Source organism: Streptomyces dysideae (assembly GCF_001514305.1).
GTDB classification, from domain to species: Bacteria; Actinomycetota; Actinomycetes; order Streptomycetales; family Streptomycetaceae; genus Streptomyces; species Streptomyces dysideae.
On the sequence record NZ_KQ949113.1, the window covers coordinates 60,974 to 78,795 of the forward strand.

The following is a 17,822-nucleotide window of genomic DNA, read 5'->3' on the forward strand; positions in this document are numbered from 1 at the left end:
GGGAATGGCCGTGGCACAGCCACGCGGCGCACCATCGCGACGGGGCTCGAGGGGAGGCGACGGTGCGGAAAGAGGTGTACACGGGGGACGGCCGGCGATTAGCCGTCGAGGTCAGCGGCGATCCGGGCGGTTCACCGGTGTTCCTGCTGCACGGCACACCCGGCAGCAGAGTCGGCCCGGCCCCGCGGCCGATGCTGCTCTACCACCAGCGGGTCCTGCTGATCACCTACGACCGTCCCGGCTACGGCCCCTCCGACCGGCTCCCGGGACGCAAGGTCGCGCACGTCGCCGCCGACGTCGCCGCCATCGCCGACGCCCTCGGCATCGATCGCTTCGCGGTGGTCGGCCGCTCCGGCGGCGGACCGCACGCCCTGGCCTGCGCCGCCCTGCTGACCGACCGGGTGACCCGGGTCGCGGTGCTGGTGAGCCTGGCCCCGCGCGACGCCGACGGACTGGACTGGTTCGCAGGCATGGCGGCCTCCAACGTCCGTGAGTACTCCAGGGCGCAGTCCAGCCCGGACCGACTCGCGGCCAGTCTGCGCAAGCGTTCCGTCGCCATCCGCGCCGACCCGGTGCGGCTGCTGGCCCAGCTGCGCCGGGACCTGACCGAGTCCGATCTGCGGGTGGTCGCGGACGCCGGGATCCGGGCCATGCTGCTGCGCAACTACCGGGAGGCGCTGCGGGTGTCCGCCGACGGCTGGGTGGACGACGCCCTGTCGTTCTGCAGCCCGTGGGGGTTCTCCCTGACCGACATCTCCGTCCCGGTGCTGCTGTGGCACGGCGAGCAGGACGTGTTCTCGCCGGCCAGCCACACCCGCTGGCTGGCCGAACGCATCACCGGCGTGACCGCCATCCTGCAGCCGGCCGCCGCGCACTTCGCGTCGCTGCGGGTGTTGCCGGACATCGTGACGTGGCTGCTGGGCGGCCGGCCCGTGCTGCCCGCCGACCACCACCGCTGAGCTGCCGCCGGGCGGCGGGTCAGACCGGCAGCGGCTCCAGGTCCCGGTGGATGCGCTTGCCCTCGCGCACGGTCAGGGTGTGCGGATGGTCCTCGCCGAGGAGCCGGGCCAGATCGGTCCGGGCGCTCTCCTGGAGCTGGTCGGCCTCCGGGATCCGGCCCAGGGCGCGCAGCGTGACGGCCAGGTTCGCGCGCGAGACGACGGTGTCGGGATGGCCGTGGCCGAGGCCGCTCTGGAAGCCGGCGACGGCCATCCGCTCCAGGTCCTCGGCCTCGTGCAGCTCGCCCAGTTCCGCGAGCACGTTGGCGAGGTTGACGGCGCAGGCCAGGCTGTAGGGGTGGTGCGGTCCGAGGACGTCCCGCAGCGTGGCCAGGTTCTCCGCCAGCAGCTCCCGCGCCTTGCCGACCTCGCCCGAACCGCGCAGGAAGATACCGAGGTTGTTGACGGCGGCCAGCGTCGCCGGATGCCGCATGCCGGGCGCTGTCTGGTACTGCGGCACTATGTCCTGCGCCAGCGCGAGGGCCTCGTCGCGGGCGCCGGTGGCGTACAGGTCGGTGGCGTGGTTGAGGGTGCAGTCCAGGACGTCCGGTGTCGAGGTGGGGATCTCCCGGGTGCGGTAGTGCTCGCGGGTCTGCTGGGTGATGGCGCGGGCCTCGGTGACCTGCCCGGCCTTGCGCAGGGAGACGGCGAGGCTCTTCGCGGTGCGCAGGGTCTCCGGGTAGGTGTCGCCGAACAGCTCCTGATAGGCGTTGTAGCCGCGCCGCAGCAGCGAGATGGAGGTGCCGTACTCGCCGACCTCCCGCAGGTCGCGGCCCAGGTTGGTGGCGCTGAGCAGGGTCTCCGGGTTCTTCTCGCCGAGATCGTTGCGCCACCGGTCGTAGATCTCCTGGTCGACGTCGCGGGCCTCGGCGTAGCGGCCGAGCTGGCGCAGGCAGACGGCACGGTTGTTGTTGGCCTTGAGGGTGCGTGGGTGGTCCTCGCCGAAGCTCTCCTTGAAACCGGTGTAGGCCGCCGTGGCCATCTCCAGGGACTCGGCGAAGCGGCCGATGCTGCCGAGGTCGGTGGCCAGCCCGCTGGTCGTCATGAGGACGTGCGGATGGTCCGGGGACAGCAGTCGGCGCTGCTGGGCCAGGGTGTCCGAGCCGACACGCTCCGCCTCGACGTACTTGCCCAGGGAGCGCAGCACGTTCGCGATGTGGAAGCGGAGATAGAGGATCTGGATCCGCAGGTTCCTGGCATACCGTTCCTGCGCCGCCAGCGCCCGCAGGTCCTCGGCGTCCGCGCGGCCGGTCCGCTCCTTGTCCGCCGCGGTCCGCTTCTCCAGTGCGGCGATCTGGTCCCGGCGGTCGTTCAGCTGGGCCTCCCAGGACTCCCGCAGCTGCTCGCCGAGGGCCATGGCGGCGTTCAGGTCGCCACGCTTCCACAGGTAGCGCACCCGGTCGATGAGCAGTTGCCGGGTCTCCGGCTCGTCGCAGGCGCCGGCCTCGGAGGCCTCGAGGTGCGGCCAGATCGCGGCGAACACCGAACGGTTCTCCGGGGCGTCGATCGGCTCCTCGCCCGAGGGCCGGGCGCCGGCCAGGATACGGTGCACCACGTGCTGGGCGTCCAGCTGCTCCTGTGGGGTGAGCTGGGCCCGGATCACGGCCTGCACCAGTCGGTGCACCTGGATCGACTCGGTGGCCCGGTCCACCTTGGCGAGCGCGAACCGGCCGATCTCGCGGATCACCCGGCCGAGGACCATCTTCTCCTGCAGTGAGACGTCCTCGACGGCCAGGACGCGGATCATCTCGTCGCCGTAGAGCAGCTTCATGGAGATCGGCTCGGCGGCGAAGAACGCGCACAGCTGCAGCAGGCGTACGGCGGCCGGGGAGCGCTCCTTGAGGCGTTCGATGGAGACGTTCCAGGTGGCGGCCACCGGCTGCGGGTAGTTGGAGGGCTGGCTGAACGACAGGACCAGTTCGGCCTGTTGCTCCAGTTCCGCCAGATAGGTGTCGACGGGCGTGCCGGTCTCGGCGAGCCAGGCGCCGGCCTGGTCGAGCGCCAGGGGCAGGTCGCCGACGGCCGCGGCGACCCGGTCGGCGTCCTCGGCGCTGAGGTCGGCGGCCCGGCGCAGCAGGTGCTCGACGCTCTCCTCGCGCAGGAACGGGTCGACCTCCAGGGCCTCGCCGTACTGCAGCCAGGTCTGGTTGCGGGAGGTGACCAGGACGTGTCCGGTGCCGCCGGGGAAGTGCCGGCTGACCTCCTGCGGCTCGTCGGCGTTGTCGAACACCAGCAGCCAGCGCAGCGCGGCACTCGACTGCCGTAGATGGTCCCGCACCTCCTGCGCGGCCTGTGCCGCGTCGTCGCCGACCCTGAGGCCCAGCCGGCCGCCCAGTTCGGCGAGGGAGGAGATGACGAGCTCGTTCTGCTCCGAGGGGATCCACCACACCAGGTCGTAGTCGGCGGCGAAGCGGTGCACGTACTCCAGTGCGATCTGGGTCTTGCCGACGCCGCCGAGGCCGTACAGGGCGTACGGCGCCGGGGAGCCGCTGGTGGTGCTGGAGCCGAGGCTGTCGCGCAGCCGTTCCAGCAGGGCACTGCGGCCGGTGAAGGAGGCGTTGCGGGGCGAGACGTTCCAGAACTTGGGCGCGGTGCCCGGGAAGCGGGCCTCGGTGGGCGGGCCGTCGGCGGGGCGCTCGGCTGGCAGGGCCGGTTTGCCGAGGGCACGCAGCAGGACGGCGGCGGCCTGCGGCTCCTCCAACCGGACCAGGTCGGCCGACGACCACTCGCTGAACGACGGCACGGGCCGGAAGTCGCCGACCCGGACCGCGACCAGCTGGCGCCGGCCGGAGGGGTCGCCGCCGGTCGCGGCCTCCCACACCTGGCGGGCCCGCGCCGAGCGCTGGTAGGCGGCGGAGAGCACCACGACCGTGCGGTCGGCCGGTTTGTCCGCGCCGTCGCCCTCGCAGCCGACGTACGTGAGGACCGTCCGGAATCCGGCCCGGGACAGCAGGGCGGCGATCCAGTCGGCCCACATGCGGTCCTCGGAGACGTAACTGATGTGCAGATCGGCCGGGAGCGTCGAACGGCTGCGGGTGAACGCCTTCTTGTAGCGCAGCCGCACCTCCTCGTCCATGCGTGGCAGCGTGGTGACGGCCTGGTCGCTGATGACGCCGGTGAGCCGTTCGAAGGCGGCCAGCAGCGAGGAGGCGTTGCCGGCCTCGTCGCCGAAGGTGGCAAGGGTCTCCTCGTAGGCGTAGTAGGGGCGGTACGGGATCTCCACCGACCCCCAGTAGCTGGTGAGTTCGGCCTCGGACATGCCGGTCGGGAACCGGTCGAACTTGGCCCGGGCCAGCGAGCGCCCGGCGTCGGCCTTCTCCTTCTCGCCCTCGTCGATCCGCATGGGCACGGGCAGGATGCGGATCCGGCGGCTGCGGAAGCGTTCGTCGATGTGGCGGGCGACGGCGGCGGCGCCGTCGATGCTCTGGTCGCTGAGGGTGAAGCAGTCGACGAGGACGTCCGGCAGATGCGCGGTGCAGATGTCCGCGATGTCGGACAGGCCGGTGCGGCTGTCGATGAGGACGTAGTCGTAGTGCTGCCGCATGTCGTCGCGCAGCGCGTCGAAGAACAGGCCGCCGCCGAGGTGTTCGTAGAAGTTGTCCCAGTCGAAGGTGGAGACGATCGCCGAGTAGTCGCGGTTCTGCCGGCCGGCCGAGACCAGGTCGAGGGTGCCCTGGCCGGGGAACGTCCACTCCAGGGAGACCGCGTGCCGCTGGATACGGGCGTACTGGCGGTGCCAGTCGGGTGCGCGGCGCTCGGTCTCGGCGGGGTCGGCTGCGGCCGCCCACGCGTAGTCGGTGAGCAGTTCGATGACGCCGGTGGTGGCACCGGTGGTCGCCGGGTCGAGGAAGGGGTGGAAGAAGCGGTGCAGGCCGGGCGCTTCCAGGTCCCAGTCCACGGCGAGGACGTGTTTTCCGTTGGCGGCGAGGATCCAGGCGGTGTTGGCGAGGGCCATGGTCCGCCCGGTGCCACCCTTGTACGAGTAGAACGTCACGACGCGGCCGTCGCGGCCGTCACGTCCCTCAAGGCTGCTCATCGCGGTCTTCCTCCTCGGTGTACGGGCGGTGCACCGGTGGTTGGCTGTCCTGGTCCCCCGAGATGCTCAGCCGGAAGCGTGGGGTGCCCCGGCCGGGTGGTGGCTGGGCCGGGGTGTTCTTGAGGTGCTGGGCCGCGGCCCACTGCACGACGTGCGGCAGCAGCGCGCCGAAGGACTCGTGGTCGGGGATGCCGCCGACGGCGGGCCGGCAGGCCTGCCGGCCCTGGGTCATCTTGCGCGGCAGGGTGGCCTCCGCGTCGGCGGCGAGGGTGTGCTGGGCGTCGCCGCTGTCGGGGTCGTCGCCGTTCCACGGCACCATGAGGCCGGTCGCGGGCCGGTGGCTCACGTCGAACTTGCCGAGCCGGGTGCGCTGTTCGGGGTCGCGCAGCACCCAGCGGTCGAGCAGCATCACTTCCGGGCCGGCTGCGGTGGATCCGTCGGCCTCGTGGTGCCAGGTGTCGAAGGGCTGGAGGTCGGGGCGGTAGTCCAGGCGTTCGGCGATCTCGGCGGCGAGCGCGGCCAGCGGTCTGGGGCTTTCGGGGTGGAAGGGGTTCCAGTCGAGCGCCGAGTGGCCGTAGTAGTCGGGGCTGCGGCCTTCGGGCAGCCGGCGCAGGGAGTTGGCGGCCACGGTGATCCGCAGGGTCCGGCGGGCGCGTACGGGTGCGAAGGCGTCGGGCACCGTGTCCAGCGGCGTCCGCTGTCCCGGCTCCACGACGACGCGCTGCCCGACGGTGATGATGCGGCGGGCGAGTTCGAGCACGGCCCGCTCGTAGTGGCGGCGGTAGGCGCTGACCTTCATCAGGCCGTAGAGCCCGAAGTCGCGGTACCGGTCGCCGAGTTCGGGATGCGTGTATTGCACCTCTCTGACGGACTCGGGGAGTTGGCGGTCCTCGACCGGAGCCCACAGCGCCGGCACCACCGCGCTGGGCGTGCCCCCGCGCCCCTCGGTGACGTACCGGGCGGTCCGCCGGCCGAAGACGGTCCACTCCTTGCCGCACCAGGAACTGCGGAAGTAGCGCGGCGAGTACAACGGGACGAACACCCGGCAGCCGGCCAGCGAGTCGGCCAGCTCGGTCGTCCAGATCTGCCCCGTGCGCATCGACCGGTCCATGAACCCGGAACCGCCGGGCGGCACATCGGTCATATGCATGATGTGACCGCACAGATCACGGAAGAGTTTGCGGACCCACAGGTCCGGATCCGAGTCGTCGGCCTCGTCCGGCGGGACATGCGCGTAACTCAGGAAGAAGTACGGGCCCTTGCGACCCGCCCGTAACGGCTCCATCGACTCCACATGATCCCCCGATCCCGCCCCCGTCCCCCGAGGCGTGGACACTCAGTGTAAGAAGCCGCACGCGTTTTGCAGCCGCTTCGTATCACGGAGGCGGGGACGTTTTCCGGCCAGCCAGCCGGTGGCGAAGTCGACCGCGTCCGCCAGGGGCAGCGAACGGGTCTCGGCATCCCCGATCCGGCCGTGCCGGACGCCGGGCGACGGCAGCGCCGCGTCGTACGTCTCGTACGCCGCGCCCAGGTCGCCGAAGTCGCCGTCGTCCAGGTCGACGTCCTTGTACGAGATCCACTGGCGCCTCCCGTCCCGCAGGACCACGCAGCGGTATTCCCGCCGGGGTGCGTCGGCGATCCGGTACTCGGCGAGGTGGAAGGCGCTGCACACGTCGTAGCCGACCCCGACGAGCAGCACCCGGGCCCCGGCCGTGTACAGCCGGGCCAGCGGTGAGGACTCGCCCAGGTGGCAGTCCTCGTCGTGGCCCGCCATCAGCTCCTCGGCGCGGCCGCCGACGGCGGCGAACGACGTCTGCGGATGGGCGCTGCGCACCGCCCCGGCGCGGCGCCGCACCGCTTCGGCCAGCTGCCCCATGCCCTGCGACGGAGTGGTCAGCGGGTCGAAGGGCGGCATGGCGGCGTGCTGGGCGGCGCGCTGACGGTACGTCATACCCCGGGTGCGTGCCCGGTATTCGGGCGAGGAGTCGGAGTTTCCCGCGGTGAACGCCGGGACGACCAGGGTCCCGTCCGGGCCGAGGGCGTCGAGCAGCGTGCTCAGGACGGTGTCGGCGTCCGCGCCCACCCGGCGCAGGGAGGCGTGCGCCAGCACGGTCGCACCGGCCCTGACGCCCAGGGCGTCGAGGTCGGCGGCCGGTGTCCGGACCGCCGTCATCCCCAGCTCCGGCTCATCCCGTCGACGAACCGCCGGCCGAGCTCGGTCAGCGAGGGCGCCGCCGCCAGCTCCGCCAGCCGCACCCCGGTCCGCCGGGCCGACCCGTCTGCGCCGCCGAGGGCGTCGGTCGCCGTGCGCGCGTAGGTGTCGGCGAGCAGCACGCCGGTGCGAGCGTCGGCCTCGTCGTAGAGGTCGCACAGGTCGAGCAGGGCGTCCAGCACCCCGAGCCGGAATCCGCGCACCAGGTCGGCGGCGAGCCGTACGGGATCGTGGTCCAGGGCGACCCCCAGGGCCACGAACCCCCCTGCGGCCGAGGCGGGACGCGGATCCACCGGGCCGACGACCGGGGTCACCACCCGCACACCCGCCGCCATCCCGGACGCCACCTGTGGGAGTGTCTTGCGGATCAACGCCCAGGCCTGGGGCAGCACATGCCGCCACCGCTCGATCTCGTCGTCCGTCAGCCGGCCTTGCACGGGCCGCTCGAAGCAGTCGCGGTACGGATCCACGTCGTCCAGCACGACCTCGAACCCGTCGGCACGCAGCCACCGCAGCGGTTCCCATGCGGGACCGCCGATCTGATCCGACGTCAACTCGACGGTCGCGGCTCCGGTTTGGGTACGCAACCGCCCCAGCCCGGGGAGGTGAGCGAAGCCGTCGCGCACCGGCACCGTGGCCCGGTCGACGGCGCCGACAGGCAGCGCCGCGGCGGCCACGAGCGAGGCGAGGTGATCGGCCGGAGCGGCCCCGTCGAGGCATCGCACGGCCCAGGTACGCGTATAGGGATGGGACAGCAGCGGCATCACCAGGGCACTGTCCCGCCGCCCGAGCCCGAGCGCCAGCCCCCACGCGGAGGCCCACAACTCGCCTCCCGTCTCGCCCAGTTCACTGTCGGCCATGGTCAGCAGCTCACGGGTGACCGCCTGCCGCTCCCAGGCCAGCTCCGCCACGGCGGCGCCGTCGTCGCTGCCGTCGGCCAGCGCGTCGAAGCCCTCGACCGGCCGGCCGGCTCCGGCGCCGGTGCGGGCGTCGATGGAGCGGATCAGCGTCTCGAGGTCCGCGCAGTAAACTGATGGGTTGTCAAACTCTGTGCCATCACCGCGATATCGGTGCGCGTACAGCCCGCCTCCACAGGAACGCACCACGGGACAGGACCGGCACTTCGCACTCAGCCCGGCCAGCCCGCGCTGTCGTGCGGCGATGCCCGGATGGCGGGCCACGTCGTCAAAGGTGTTCCGGAAGACGTCCTCGCCGGTGACCGGGGCGCCGTCGAAGGCGGTCTTGAGGGAGTCCGCCTGCTCGAACGTTCCGTCCGTCTCGACCACCACGACATCGGCCGGCGCGAGTCCCAGGGACTCGGTCAGGCTGAGGCCGCCGCCGAGGGTGCTGATGACGGAGTCGAACATGCGCACGGGCATCGGGCGCCCCTGAGCGTCCCAGCGGTCGTAGACGGCCATGAGCCAGTCCGCGTACGCCGTGTCCACGCCCTCTGGACGCGGCGGCGGGTCGGCCCAAGTGGCGTGCGGGAGAAGGAAGTCGATGTGCGGTGGTTCCTGCGCGGCCAGTGCGTCGTAGGCGGCGACGGGATCGTTGCGTACGTCGACCGTCGCCAGCAGACCCGCGTACAGATGGCGGTAGCGGTCCTGCCGGAGGAGGGAAAGCGCCGCCAGCACCTTGTCATGACTGCTGCGGCCATTGGAAAATAGGCGGTGCAGGTCATTCGCCGCCTGATCGCCGTCCAGGGACACACCCACCCGGACGTCGAATTCCGCGAAAAGATCGAGAAAGCGTGGGCTGAGCCGAACGCCGTTGGTGTGAATGCGCAGATCGAGTCGCGACACCCCGTGCAGTGCACTGCGAAATTCCTCGCAGATACGGCGTAAGCGTGCCGGTCCGGCCAGCAATGGCTCGCCTCCGTGCAGGATGACCTGCACGGAGGGCAGCGCATGGCCCTTGGCGTGGTCCGCCAGACGCAGCGCCGTCCGTGAAATGACCTCGTCCGAGATCACTTTCGGTCGGGCGCTCCAACTCTGGTCGGCGTGCTCGTACACATAACAGTGGTCACATGCGAGGTCGCATCGACTGTGCACCTTGAGGACGAGTTGCCGAAGTGGAACCAGCGGGCCGGTCATTCTGGAATACTCGACATCATCCGATCGACGAAGAGAATGTGACGCCGTCGGCCCTGCGGTTCTGCGTGGCGGAAAGGGCGCGGCGCCTTCCTCGGGCGTACTTCGGTTCGCACGGAGCGTCGAGTCGCGTCGTGGCCGTGTGGGGGGCGTCGGCGACAGCAGTCGACGGTGACGCGGTTCTTGCTGAATTGATCACGGTGTCCCCTGGTCGGGAAGGTGGAGGTGCACAGCAGAGGTGCACTACAAGACGGACTCTGCACCGCGCGGGCGCGAGCCTGGCAGCATGTTAGTCACAAGGTGACGTCGGTCACGATACCCGCCGTACGCGGCGCGCGCCGGTCGAGGGGTGCATCAGGCGTAGAACCGCGAGAGGCTCTGCAGCACCGCCGCCGGCTTGCTGCCGCCCTCGATCTCGATCGTGCCGTCCACGGCGATCTGCACCCCGCCCGGCACCTCCTCGACCTCCGCCAGCCGGCCGACCAGCCGGATGCGGGAGCCGGCCTTCACCGGCGCCGGGAAACGCACCTTGTTCAGGCCGTAGTTGACCTTCGTGGTGACGCCCTGCACGTCCAACAGCTCGGTGAACAGGGGGATGAACAGGGAGAGGGTGAGGTATCCGTGCGCGATGGGGGCGCCGAAGGGGCCCGCCGCGGCCTTCTCCGGGTCCACGTGGATCCACTGGTGGTCACCCGTGGCGTCGGCGAACGTGTTGATGCGCTCCTGCGTGACCTCGATCCACTCGCTCGTGCCCAGGTCGCTGCCGGCGAGCTTCTTCAGTTCCTCGATGCCGTTGACGGTGATGCTCATGAGTAACCTGTTCCTTAAGAGAGTTGGTGGTTGCCGAAGCGCTTGCGCACCCGGGTCTTGAGGAGCTTTCCGGAGGCGGTGCGCGGGAGTTCCTCCGCCAGCACCACCGACTTGGGGATCTTGTACTTGGCGAGCTGCCCGGAAAGGGTGGCCAGCACCTCGTCGGGATCCAGCGAACAACCCGCGCGCGGCACGACGACCGCCCTCGGGACCTCGCCCCACTTCTCGTCCGGCACTCCGATGACCGCGCACTCGACGATGTCGGGGTGGGTGAGGAGCAGGTCCTCGATCTCGGCGGGATAGATGTTCTCGCCACCGGAGATGATCATGTCCTTGATGCGGTCGACGATGGTGACATAGCCGTCCTCGTCGACGCGGGCCGCGTCACCGGTGCGGAACCAGCCGTCGGCGAAGGCCGCCGCCGTCTCCTCCGGCAGCCCCCAGTACCCCGGCATGACGCTCGGCCCGCGCACCTGGACCTCGCCGGTCTCCCCCGGCTCGACGGGCCGGAGGTCGGGGGTGACGACCCGCACGTCGGCGAAGAAGTGCGGGACGCCGGCCGAGCCCGCCTTGCTGACGGAGTGCTCCCCGTCGAGGAAGAGCACGCCGAGCGCCTCGGTCATGCCGTAGCCCTGCAGGAAGGTCAGACCACGGTCCTGGTACGCCTCGATGAGCGGGGTCGGCACCGGGGCGCCGCCGCAGCTCAGCATGCGCAGCGAGGAGAGGTCCGCCTCGGGCCAGCGCGGATGGCGGGTGATCTGGTCGAACATCGCCGGGACGCCGAACATGTAGGTGATCCGGTGCCGTTCGACCAGGTCGAGCGTGTCGCCGGGGTCGAAGGCCTCGACCAGGACGCAGGTGCCGCCCTTGAGGATCACGGGCAGGGTGAGCACCGTCAGCCCGGCGATGTGGAACAACGGCGCCGAGACCAGGGCCCGTTCGTCGGCCGTGAGGTCCTTGTCGATGAGGAAGTTGACGGCGTTCCAGGTGGCGTTGGCGTGCGTGAGCATCGCCCCCTTGGGGCGGCCCGTCGTCCCCGACGTGTAGAGGATGAGGCAGGTGTCGTCGGCGCCGACCGGCTCGTCGATACGGTCGTTCGCGGCCTCCGCGACCGCCGCCTCGTACTCGGGGCCCACCTCGATGTACGCCCGCACGTCCGTGCTGCCCGGCAGTCCCGCCACCAGCCCTGCGTGCGAGGGGCCGTAGACGAGGACCTTGGCGCCGGAGTCGGACAGCTGGTAGCCGATCTCCGGTCCGGCCAGGCGGATGTTGAGCGGTACGAAGACCGCGCCGAGCGTGCCGGCCGCGAACAGCGTCTCCAGGAAGGAGGGGTGGTTCGGGCCGAGGTAGGCGATCCGGTCGCCGCGGCGGACGCCCCGGGCGCGCAGGGCGTGGGCCAGGCGGGTGGTGCGGTCGTGCAGTTCCGCGTAGGTGATCGTCGTGTCGCCGTGGATCAGGGCGGCGCGGTGGGGTGTCTTGCGGGCCCGGCGTGCGGGCCACGACCCCAGTCCCTCGTTGCGCATGGTCACACCCCTTACGGTTTGGCCAGCCCGAGCAGGCGGGCGGCGTTCTCCTTGAGGATCTTCGGTCTGACCTCGTCCTTGATCGGCAGCTTCGCGAAGTCGGCGAGCCAGCGGTCCGGGGTGAGGACGGGGAAGTCCGAGCCGAAGAGGACCTTGTCCTTGAGCAGCGTGTTGGCGTACTGCACCAGCTGCGGCGGGAAGTACTTCGGCGACCAGCCGGACAGGTCGATGTGCACGCCCGGCTTGTGCGTGGCGACGGCGAGGGCCTCGTCCTGCCAGGGGAAGGACGGATGCGCCAGGATGATCTTCAGGTGCGGGAAGTCGGCCGAGACGTCGTCGATGTGCAGTGGGTTCGAGTACTTGAGGCGGATGCCGCCCCCGCCGGGCACGCCGGCGCCGATGCCGGTCTGGCCCGTGTGGAAGAGGGCGATGGTGCCCGTCTCCTCGATCACCTCGTAGAGGTCGTACGCCACCGAGCGGTCGTTGGGGAAGAAGCCCTGGATGCTGGGGTGGAACTTGAAGCCCTTCACCCCGTACTCCTCGACCAGCCGGCGGGCCTGCTTGACGCCGGCCTTGCCGCGGAAGGGGTCGATGGACGCGAAGGGGATCAGCACGTCCGGGTTGGCGGCGGCCGCCTCGGCGACCTCCTCGTTCGGGACCGGCGCGGTGCCGGTCGCCGACTCGGCGTCCACCGTGAAGATCACCGCGGCCATCTTGCGCTCGCGGTAGTAGTCGGCCGTCTCCTGAAGGGTCGGCTTCCGCTTGCCCTCGACCTTGAAATAGGCGGAGGACGCGTCGTGCAGATCGTCGTCCAGGGAGGAGTTGCCCTTGGCGGACACCTCCGCATGGGTGTGGACGTCGATCGCGACGAGTTCTTCGAGGTCCATCACGCCTCCGGGAACCTGGGCGCGGGCACGCCCACCGTCTGCGGCTCGGCGCCGACCGAGGTGTGCCAGGCGGTGGCCAGGGTGTCGGGGGTCCAGCCGCCGTCGGCGTAGGCCGCGCTGATCTCCTGCGGATGCGACCAGAGTGCCACCTTGTCGCCGCCGATGCCGATGGCCTGGCCGGTGATGCCGCGGGCGGCCTCGGAGGCGAGGAAGGGGACGAGGGCGGCGCAGTCCTCGGGAGTGCCGAAGCCCTCGCCCTTGCGCAGGAAGTCCGGGAGCGGCTCGCCGTTCTTCATGGCCTCGATGTACGGGGCGAAGACGGGGATGGTCTCGGTCATCGCGGTCGCGGCGACCGGCACGATCGCGTTCACGTTGATGTTCGCCCGGCCCAGCTCCATCGACCAGGTGCGGGCCATGGCGGCGATACCGGCCTTGGCGGCGGAGTAGTTCGTCTGGCCGAAGTTGCCGCGCTGGCCGGCCGGGGAGCCGACCAGGATCAGCGAGCCGCCCTCGCCCTGCTCGCGCATCCGTACGGCGGCGGCGCGGGCGCAGGTGAAGGTGCCCTTGAGGTGGGTGGCGATCACCGCGTCGAAGTCCTCGTCGGTCATCTTCCACAGCACCTTGTCGCGCAGGATGCCCGCGTTGGTGACCAGGATGTCGAGCCGCCCGAACTCCTCGACCGCACGGCTGACGAGCCGGTCCGCAGCCTCGGACGTGCCGACCGGGACGACTTCGGCGACGGCGGTGCCGCCCGCCTCGGTGATCGACTTGACGGCCTGCTCGGCGACGGCCTCGTCGACGTCGTTGACCACCACGGAGGCGCCGTGGGCGGCCAGGGCGTGCGCGTAGGCGAGGCCGAGGCCCCGGCCACTGCCGGTGACGACGGCGGCCTTGCCGGTGAGATCGATGCTGGGCACGGGCGGGTCCCTTCACAAAGCGGTACGGGTGCACCCCGGTGACACGGGGGCGATGCGGCTACGTGATCGAAGCTAAGAGCAATAATTGTTGTCGTCAATAGTTGTTGCCATCCTCAACGTAGGTCATGCTGGAATCGGCACTGAACACCGCCCCGGTCCGGGGCCTCGACCAGGGAGCCCGCCATCACCCGCCAGCAGCACGCCGCCAATCCCCCGATCGACGCTCAGGAGCCATGGATGCGCGGGCTGCACGCGGACACCGGCTATCTCCTGTACCGGCTGGGCCTGCGCTCCGGTCAGCTGTTCAACGCCTTCCTCCAGAAGGAGGGCCTGCGGCTGCGCCACTACGCACTGCTGCGCTTCCTCGCCACCTCCGAGGGCGCCCTCCAGCGCGAGCTGAGCACCCGGCTCGGCTACGACCCGAGCGCGATCGTCGGCCTGGTCGACGACCTGGAGAAGCTGGGCTTCGCGGAGCGCCGGCCCGCCCCCGACGACCGGCGCAGCCGCATCGTCGTACTGACCGGCGACGGCCGCGCCTTCCTGCGCGACACCGACGAGGCCGGCCTGCGCGCGACGAACGAACTGCTGGACCCGCTGGACCCGGCCGAACGCGAGACCCTGCACGTGCTGCTCCGGCGGATCGCGGAGGACGGTCTCAGCTGATGTTGTGCAAGTTATTGACGGTCGCATGATAGGTGCCTAACTTCTCCGAGGCGTCGGCGCGTCCCCCGCCGGTGACACCCCCACGGCACCAGGGAGCTCATCGTGCAGCCATCCCCTACGTCCGCCCGCCAACCGTCCCCCGACACACGGCAGTTACGCCGTGTCGCCCTGTCCGGACTGCTCGGCACCGCCGTCGAGTTCTACGGCTTCCTCGTGTACGGCACGGTCGCCGCGCTCGTCTTCGGCGACCTGTTCTTCCCCAGGGCCGACCCCGCGGTCGGCACGATCGCCGCCTTCGGCACCTTCGCCGCCGGTTATCTCGCCCGCCCGCTCGGCGGCATCGTCTTCGGCCACTTCGGCGACCGGATCGGCCGTAAGTCGATGATGCTGCTGGCCATGGCGCTGATGGGCTGCGGCAGCTTCCTCATCGGCGTCCTGCCCACCTACGACGCGATCGGCGTGTGGGCGCCCGTCCTGCTCGTCACCCTGCGGGTCGTGCAGGGCCTCGCGATCGGCGGCGAGTCAGGCGGCGCGACCCTGATGGTCGTCGAGCACGCCGAGCGCACCCAGGGCGCCCGGCGCGGCCTGTGGTCCAGTTTCACCCAGCTCGGTGCCCCGCTCGGCTCGGTGATGTCCGCCGGGATGGTCACCCTGGTCGCCGCGCTGCCCGACGACGAGTTCCGCGCCTGGGGCGATGGGGGTCCCCCCGCTCGAGCGAAGCCGAGAGTGGGGGAGGGTGCCGTTCCTGCTGAGCATCGTGCTGCTGGGCGTCGGCCTGTTCGTGCGGCTGAAGGTCGCCGAGAGCCCGCTGTTCGCCCAGGTGAAGCGGGAGCGGCTGGACAGGCCGCCGGTCATGGAGGTGCTGCGCCGGCCGAAGCCCGTGCTGCACGCCGCCTGTGTCGGCATCGGCGCGTTCACCGCCCAGTCGCTGCTGACCGGATTCATGATTTCGTATGCGGTCGACCACGGGTACACCCGGCCGCAGGTGCTCACCGCCGTGACCGTCGCCTCCTGTGTGGCGCTCCTGGTCCTGCCCACCGCGTCCGCGCTGTCCGACCGGGTCGGCCGCCGCCCGGTGGTCCTGGCCGGCGCGCTCACCTCGGCCGCGCTCGCCTTCCCCGTGCTCGCCCTGGTCGACTCCGGCTCCCCCGGCCTGCTGATCCTCGCCCTGGTCCTCGGCCACGGCATCGCCCAGTCCACGATGTACGGCCCACTGGGCGCCCTGTTCAGCGAGATGTTCGGCAACCGGGTCCGCTACACCGGCGCCTCCCTCGGCCACCAGGCGGCCACCCTGCTCGGCGCCGGGTTCTCGCCGCTCATCGCCAGCAGCCTCCTCGCCTCCAACGGCGGCGGCAGCACCCCCGTCTCGCTGCTGCTGTGCGGCGGCGCGGCGATCACCGCGGTCACCGTGTGGCGACTACGCGAGACCCACACCGACACACTCGACTCCGCCACGTCCCGCACCACCACCCCCACACCGGAAGGCACACTCCGTTGAGAACCCACTTCCGCGTCGCCCTACTGACCGCCACCCTGTGCGCGGCGACCGCCCTGCCCGCGCAGGCACAGGCCGCCACCGACAGCCACCTGGAAGGCCAACTCCCCTCCGGTGCCACGTACTTGATGGACATACCCGCCGACTGGAACGGCACCGTCCTGCTCTACAGCCACGGCTACAGCCCGGCCGGCCTCCCCAACCCCGCCCAGAACGCGCCCGGTTCGGCCAACCGCGACAAGCTCCTCGCCGAGGGCTACGCGCTCATCGGCTCCTCGTACGCCACCAGCGGCTGGGCGGTGACGGAGGCGGTGCCCGACCAGCTCGCCACGCTGGACCTGTTCACCGAGAAGTTCGGCACGGCCCGGCGGACGCTCGCCTGGGGCACCTCGTACGGCGGCTTCGTCACGACCACGCTCGCCGAGCGGCACGCGGACCGGTTCGACGGGTCACTGTCGATGTGCGGGCTGGTACAGGGCGGCGTCGCCAACTGGAACAGCACACTGGATCCCGTGTACGCGCTGAAGACACTCCTCGCACCCGACGCGGACATCCCGCTCACCGGGTTCGCCGACCAGGCGGAAGCGGTCGGCGCGGCCGACGCGCTCGCCACGAAGGTGACCGCCGCCCAGCAGACTCCCGGAGGCCGCGCCCGCATCGCCCTGGCCGCCGCCCTGCACAACATCCCCGGCTACAACGACCCCGCGCAGACCGAGCCGGGCCCCACCGACTGGCAGGCCCAGCAGGCCAACCAGTACCCGGCCGTCATGGGGCTCCTGCGGCTGCCCGCCTTCAGCTGGCGGCAGGAGGCGGAAGCCCGGGCCGGCGGCAGCATGTCATGGAACACCGGCGTCGACTACACCGCGATGCTCGGCCGCTCCCCGCTGTACAAGGAGGTCGGCGAGCTCTACAAGGAGGCGGGACTGTCCCTGCGCGCCGACCTCACGGCCCTGAACCACGCACCCCGTGTATCCGCCGACGCCACGGCCGTACGCTGGATGCGCGACACCAGTGCCTTCACCGGCCGCCTCACCGACCCCCAGCTGAACATCCACACGACCGGCGACGCGCTGATCCCGGTACAGGCCGAGAGCGCCTACCGGCGGGCCGCCGGCGCGGCGGGCTCGGGAGCGCTGCTGAGCCAGGCCTACGTCGACGCCCCCGGCCACTGCACCTTCACCACCGGCGAGACGCTGGGCGCCCTGCGCACCCTGGAACACCGGCTCGACACGGGCCGCTGGGACACCTCGCCCGCCACCCTCAACTCCCGTGCCCAGCAGGAGGATCCGACGACCGAGGCCCGCTACGTCCGCTACCGCCCGACCGCCTACCCCCGCCCCTACGACCGCGCCCACCCGGGAGACGCCCGGCCATGACCACCCGCTCCGCGCCCGACCGGCTGCTGTCCGTGCTCGCCGCGTTCGACCACGAGCACCCGGCGCTGTCCCTGACGGACATCAGCCGGCGGGCCGGGCTGACCCTGACCACCGCGCACCGGCTGGTGGCCGCGCTCACCGGGTGGGGTGCCCTGGAGCGGGACGAGTCCGGCGTCTACCACGTCGGGCTGCGGCTGTGGGAGGTGGCCGCGCTCGCCCCGCGCGGGCTGGTGCTGCGGCAGATCGCGCTGCCGTATCTGGAGGACCTGTACGAGGCGACGCACGAGAACGTGCAGCTGGCGGTGCGGGACGGGTCGGAGGTCGTGTACATCGAGTGGATCTCCGGGCGCTCCGCGGTCGGCGTCCACATCCGCGTCGGCGCCCGCTGGCCGCTGCACGCCACCGGGGTCGGGCTCGCGCTGCTCGCGCACAGCGATTCCGGAGTCCAGGACGAGTACTGCAACGGCCCGCTGGCCTCCTTCACCCCGTACACGATCACCGAGCCGGTCCGGCTGCGCCGCGCACTGGCCGACGTACGGCGCACCGGGGTCGCGGTGAGCAGCCGCCAGATCACCGACGACGCCCTGTCCGTCGCCGCCCCCGTGCGCGGCCCGGACGGGACGGTGGCCGCCGCCGTGTCGGTCGTTGTGCCCCAGGCCGACGCCCAGGTACCGGCGCTGGTGCCGGCGGTACGGCTCGCGGCGCGGGGGATCTCGCGGGCGCTGGGGTGGCAGCCGGAGAAGGGAGCGTAGGCCGGGGCGGATATCCCTCGCACCGGTGAGGACGGGACGCACCGTCCCTCGGAATAACTGGGA

The 17,822-nt window shown here is 71.4% G+C and carries 12 protein-coding genes and 1 pseudogene; 5 read left to right on the forward strand and 8 right to left on the reverse strand.

Annotated elements, in window-relative coordinates:
• Positions 1–62 precede the first annotated feature (62 nt).
• Complete coding sequence (locus AQJ91_RS40160) at positions 63–959, forward strand: alpha/beta fold hydrolase (RefSeq protein WP_067032407.1); 897 nt, start codon at positions 63–65, stop codon at positions 957–959.
• A 19-nt stretch (positions 960–978) separates the two neighbouring features.
• Here AQJ91_RS40160 and fxsT read toward each other — a convergent pair whose 3' ends face one another.
• The 8 genes from fxsT to AQJ91_RS40200 all read right to left on the reverse strand — a co-directional run bounded on the left by fxsT (position 979) and on the right by AQJ91_RS40200 (position 13,473).
• Positions 979–5,034: an FxSxx-COOH system tetratricopeptide repeat protein gene (fxsT, locus tag AQJ91_RS40165; RefSeq protein WP_199848149.1), complete on the reverse strand. Its 4,056-nt coding sequence runs from the start codon at positions 5,032–5,034 to the stop codon at positions 979–981.
• A complete protein-coding gene (locus AQJ91_RS40170) occupies positions 5,021–6,319 on the reverse strand; it encodes a TIR-like protein FxsC (protein WP_067032411.1) in 1,299 nt (432 codons plus the stop codon). Before AQJ91_RS40170 ends, fxsT begins: the two co-directional genes overlap by 14 nt.
• Before the next feature lie 51 nt (positions 6,320–6,370).
• Entirely contained in the window at positions 6,371–7,207 is an 837-nt protein-coding gene (locus AQJ91_RS40175) for an AAC(3) family N-acetyltransferase (RefSeq protein WP_067032414.1), read from the reverse strand.
• Positions 7,204–9,339: an FxsB family cyclophane-forming radical SAM/SPASM peptide maturase gene (locus AQJ91_RS40180; RefSeq protein ID WP_067032415.1), complete on the reverse strand. Its 2,136-nt coding sequence runs from the start codon at positions 9,337–9,339 to the stop codon at positions 7,204–7,206. Before AQJ91_RS40180 ends, AQJ91_RS40175 begins: the two co-directional genes overlap by 4 nt.
• 351 nt (positions 9,340–9,690) lie before the next feature.
• A complete protein-coding gene (locus AQJ91_RS40185) occupies positions 9,691–10,146 on the reverse strand; it encodes a MaoC family dehydratase (RefSeq protein ID WP_067032418.1) in 456 nt (151 codons plus the stop codon).
• Between the two features lie 14 nt (positions 10,147–10,160).
• The gene (locus AQJ91_RS40190) at positions 10,161–11,669 is read right to left on the reverse strand and encodes an acyl-CoA synthetase (protein WP_067032421.1); all 1,509 of its coding nucleotides are present in this window, start codon (positions 11,667–11,669) and stop codon (positions 10,161–10,163) included.
• A gap of 11 nt (positions 11,670–11,680) precedes the next feature.
• Positions 11,681–12,556 (reverse strand): amidohydrolase family protein, encoded by an 876-nt coding sequence (locus AQJ91_RS40195; protein WP_067032424.1) that lies wholly within the window; start codon positions 12,554–12,556, stop codon positions 11,681–11,683.
• Positions 12,556–13,473: an SDR family NAD(P)-dependent oxidoreductase gene (locus tag AQJ91_RS40200; RefSeq protein ID WP_067032427.1), complete on the reverse strand. Its 918-nt coding sequence runs from the start codon at positions 13,471–13,473 to the stop codon at positions 12,556–12,558. Before AQJ91_RS40200 ends, AQJ91_RS40195 begins: the two co-directional genes overlap by 1 nt.
• Positions 13,474–13,710: 237 nt before the next feature.
• Here AQJ91_RS40200 and AQJ91_RS40205 point away from each other — a divergent pair, with 237 nt between their 5' ends.
• The 4 genes and pseudogenes from AQJ91_RS40205 (at position 13,711) to AQJ91_RS40220 (ending at position 17,759) form a co-directional block, all read left to right on the forward strand.
• The gene (locus AQJ91_RS40205) at positions 13,711–14,136 is read left to right on the forward strand and encodes a MarR family winged helix-turn-helix transcriptional regulator (RefSeq protein WP_067032430.1); all 426 of its coding nucleotides are present in this window, start codon (positions 13,711–13,713) and stop codon (positions 14,134–14,136) included.
• Between the two features lie 102 nt (positions 14,137–14,238).
• A pseudogene (locus AQJ91_RS40210) lies at positions 14,239–15,634 on the forward strand (MFS transporter).
• Entirely contained in the window at positions 15,631–17,007 is a 1,377-nt protein-coding gene (locus tag AQJ91_RS40215) for an alpha/beta hydrolase family protein (RefSeq protein WP_067032432.1), read from the forward strand. Before AQJ91_RS40210 ends, AQJ91_RS40215 begins: the two are co-directional and overlap by 4 nt.
• A complete protein-coding gene (locus AQJ91_RS40220) occupies positions 17,004–17,759 on the forward strand; it encodes an IclR family transcriptional regulator (RefSeq protein ID WP_067032435.1) in 756 nt (251 codons plus the stop codon). The genes AQJ91_RS40215 and AQJ91_RS40220 overlap by 4 nt, the downstream gene beginning before the upstream one ends.
• Positions 17,760–17,822: the final 63 nt, after the last annotated feature.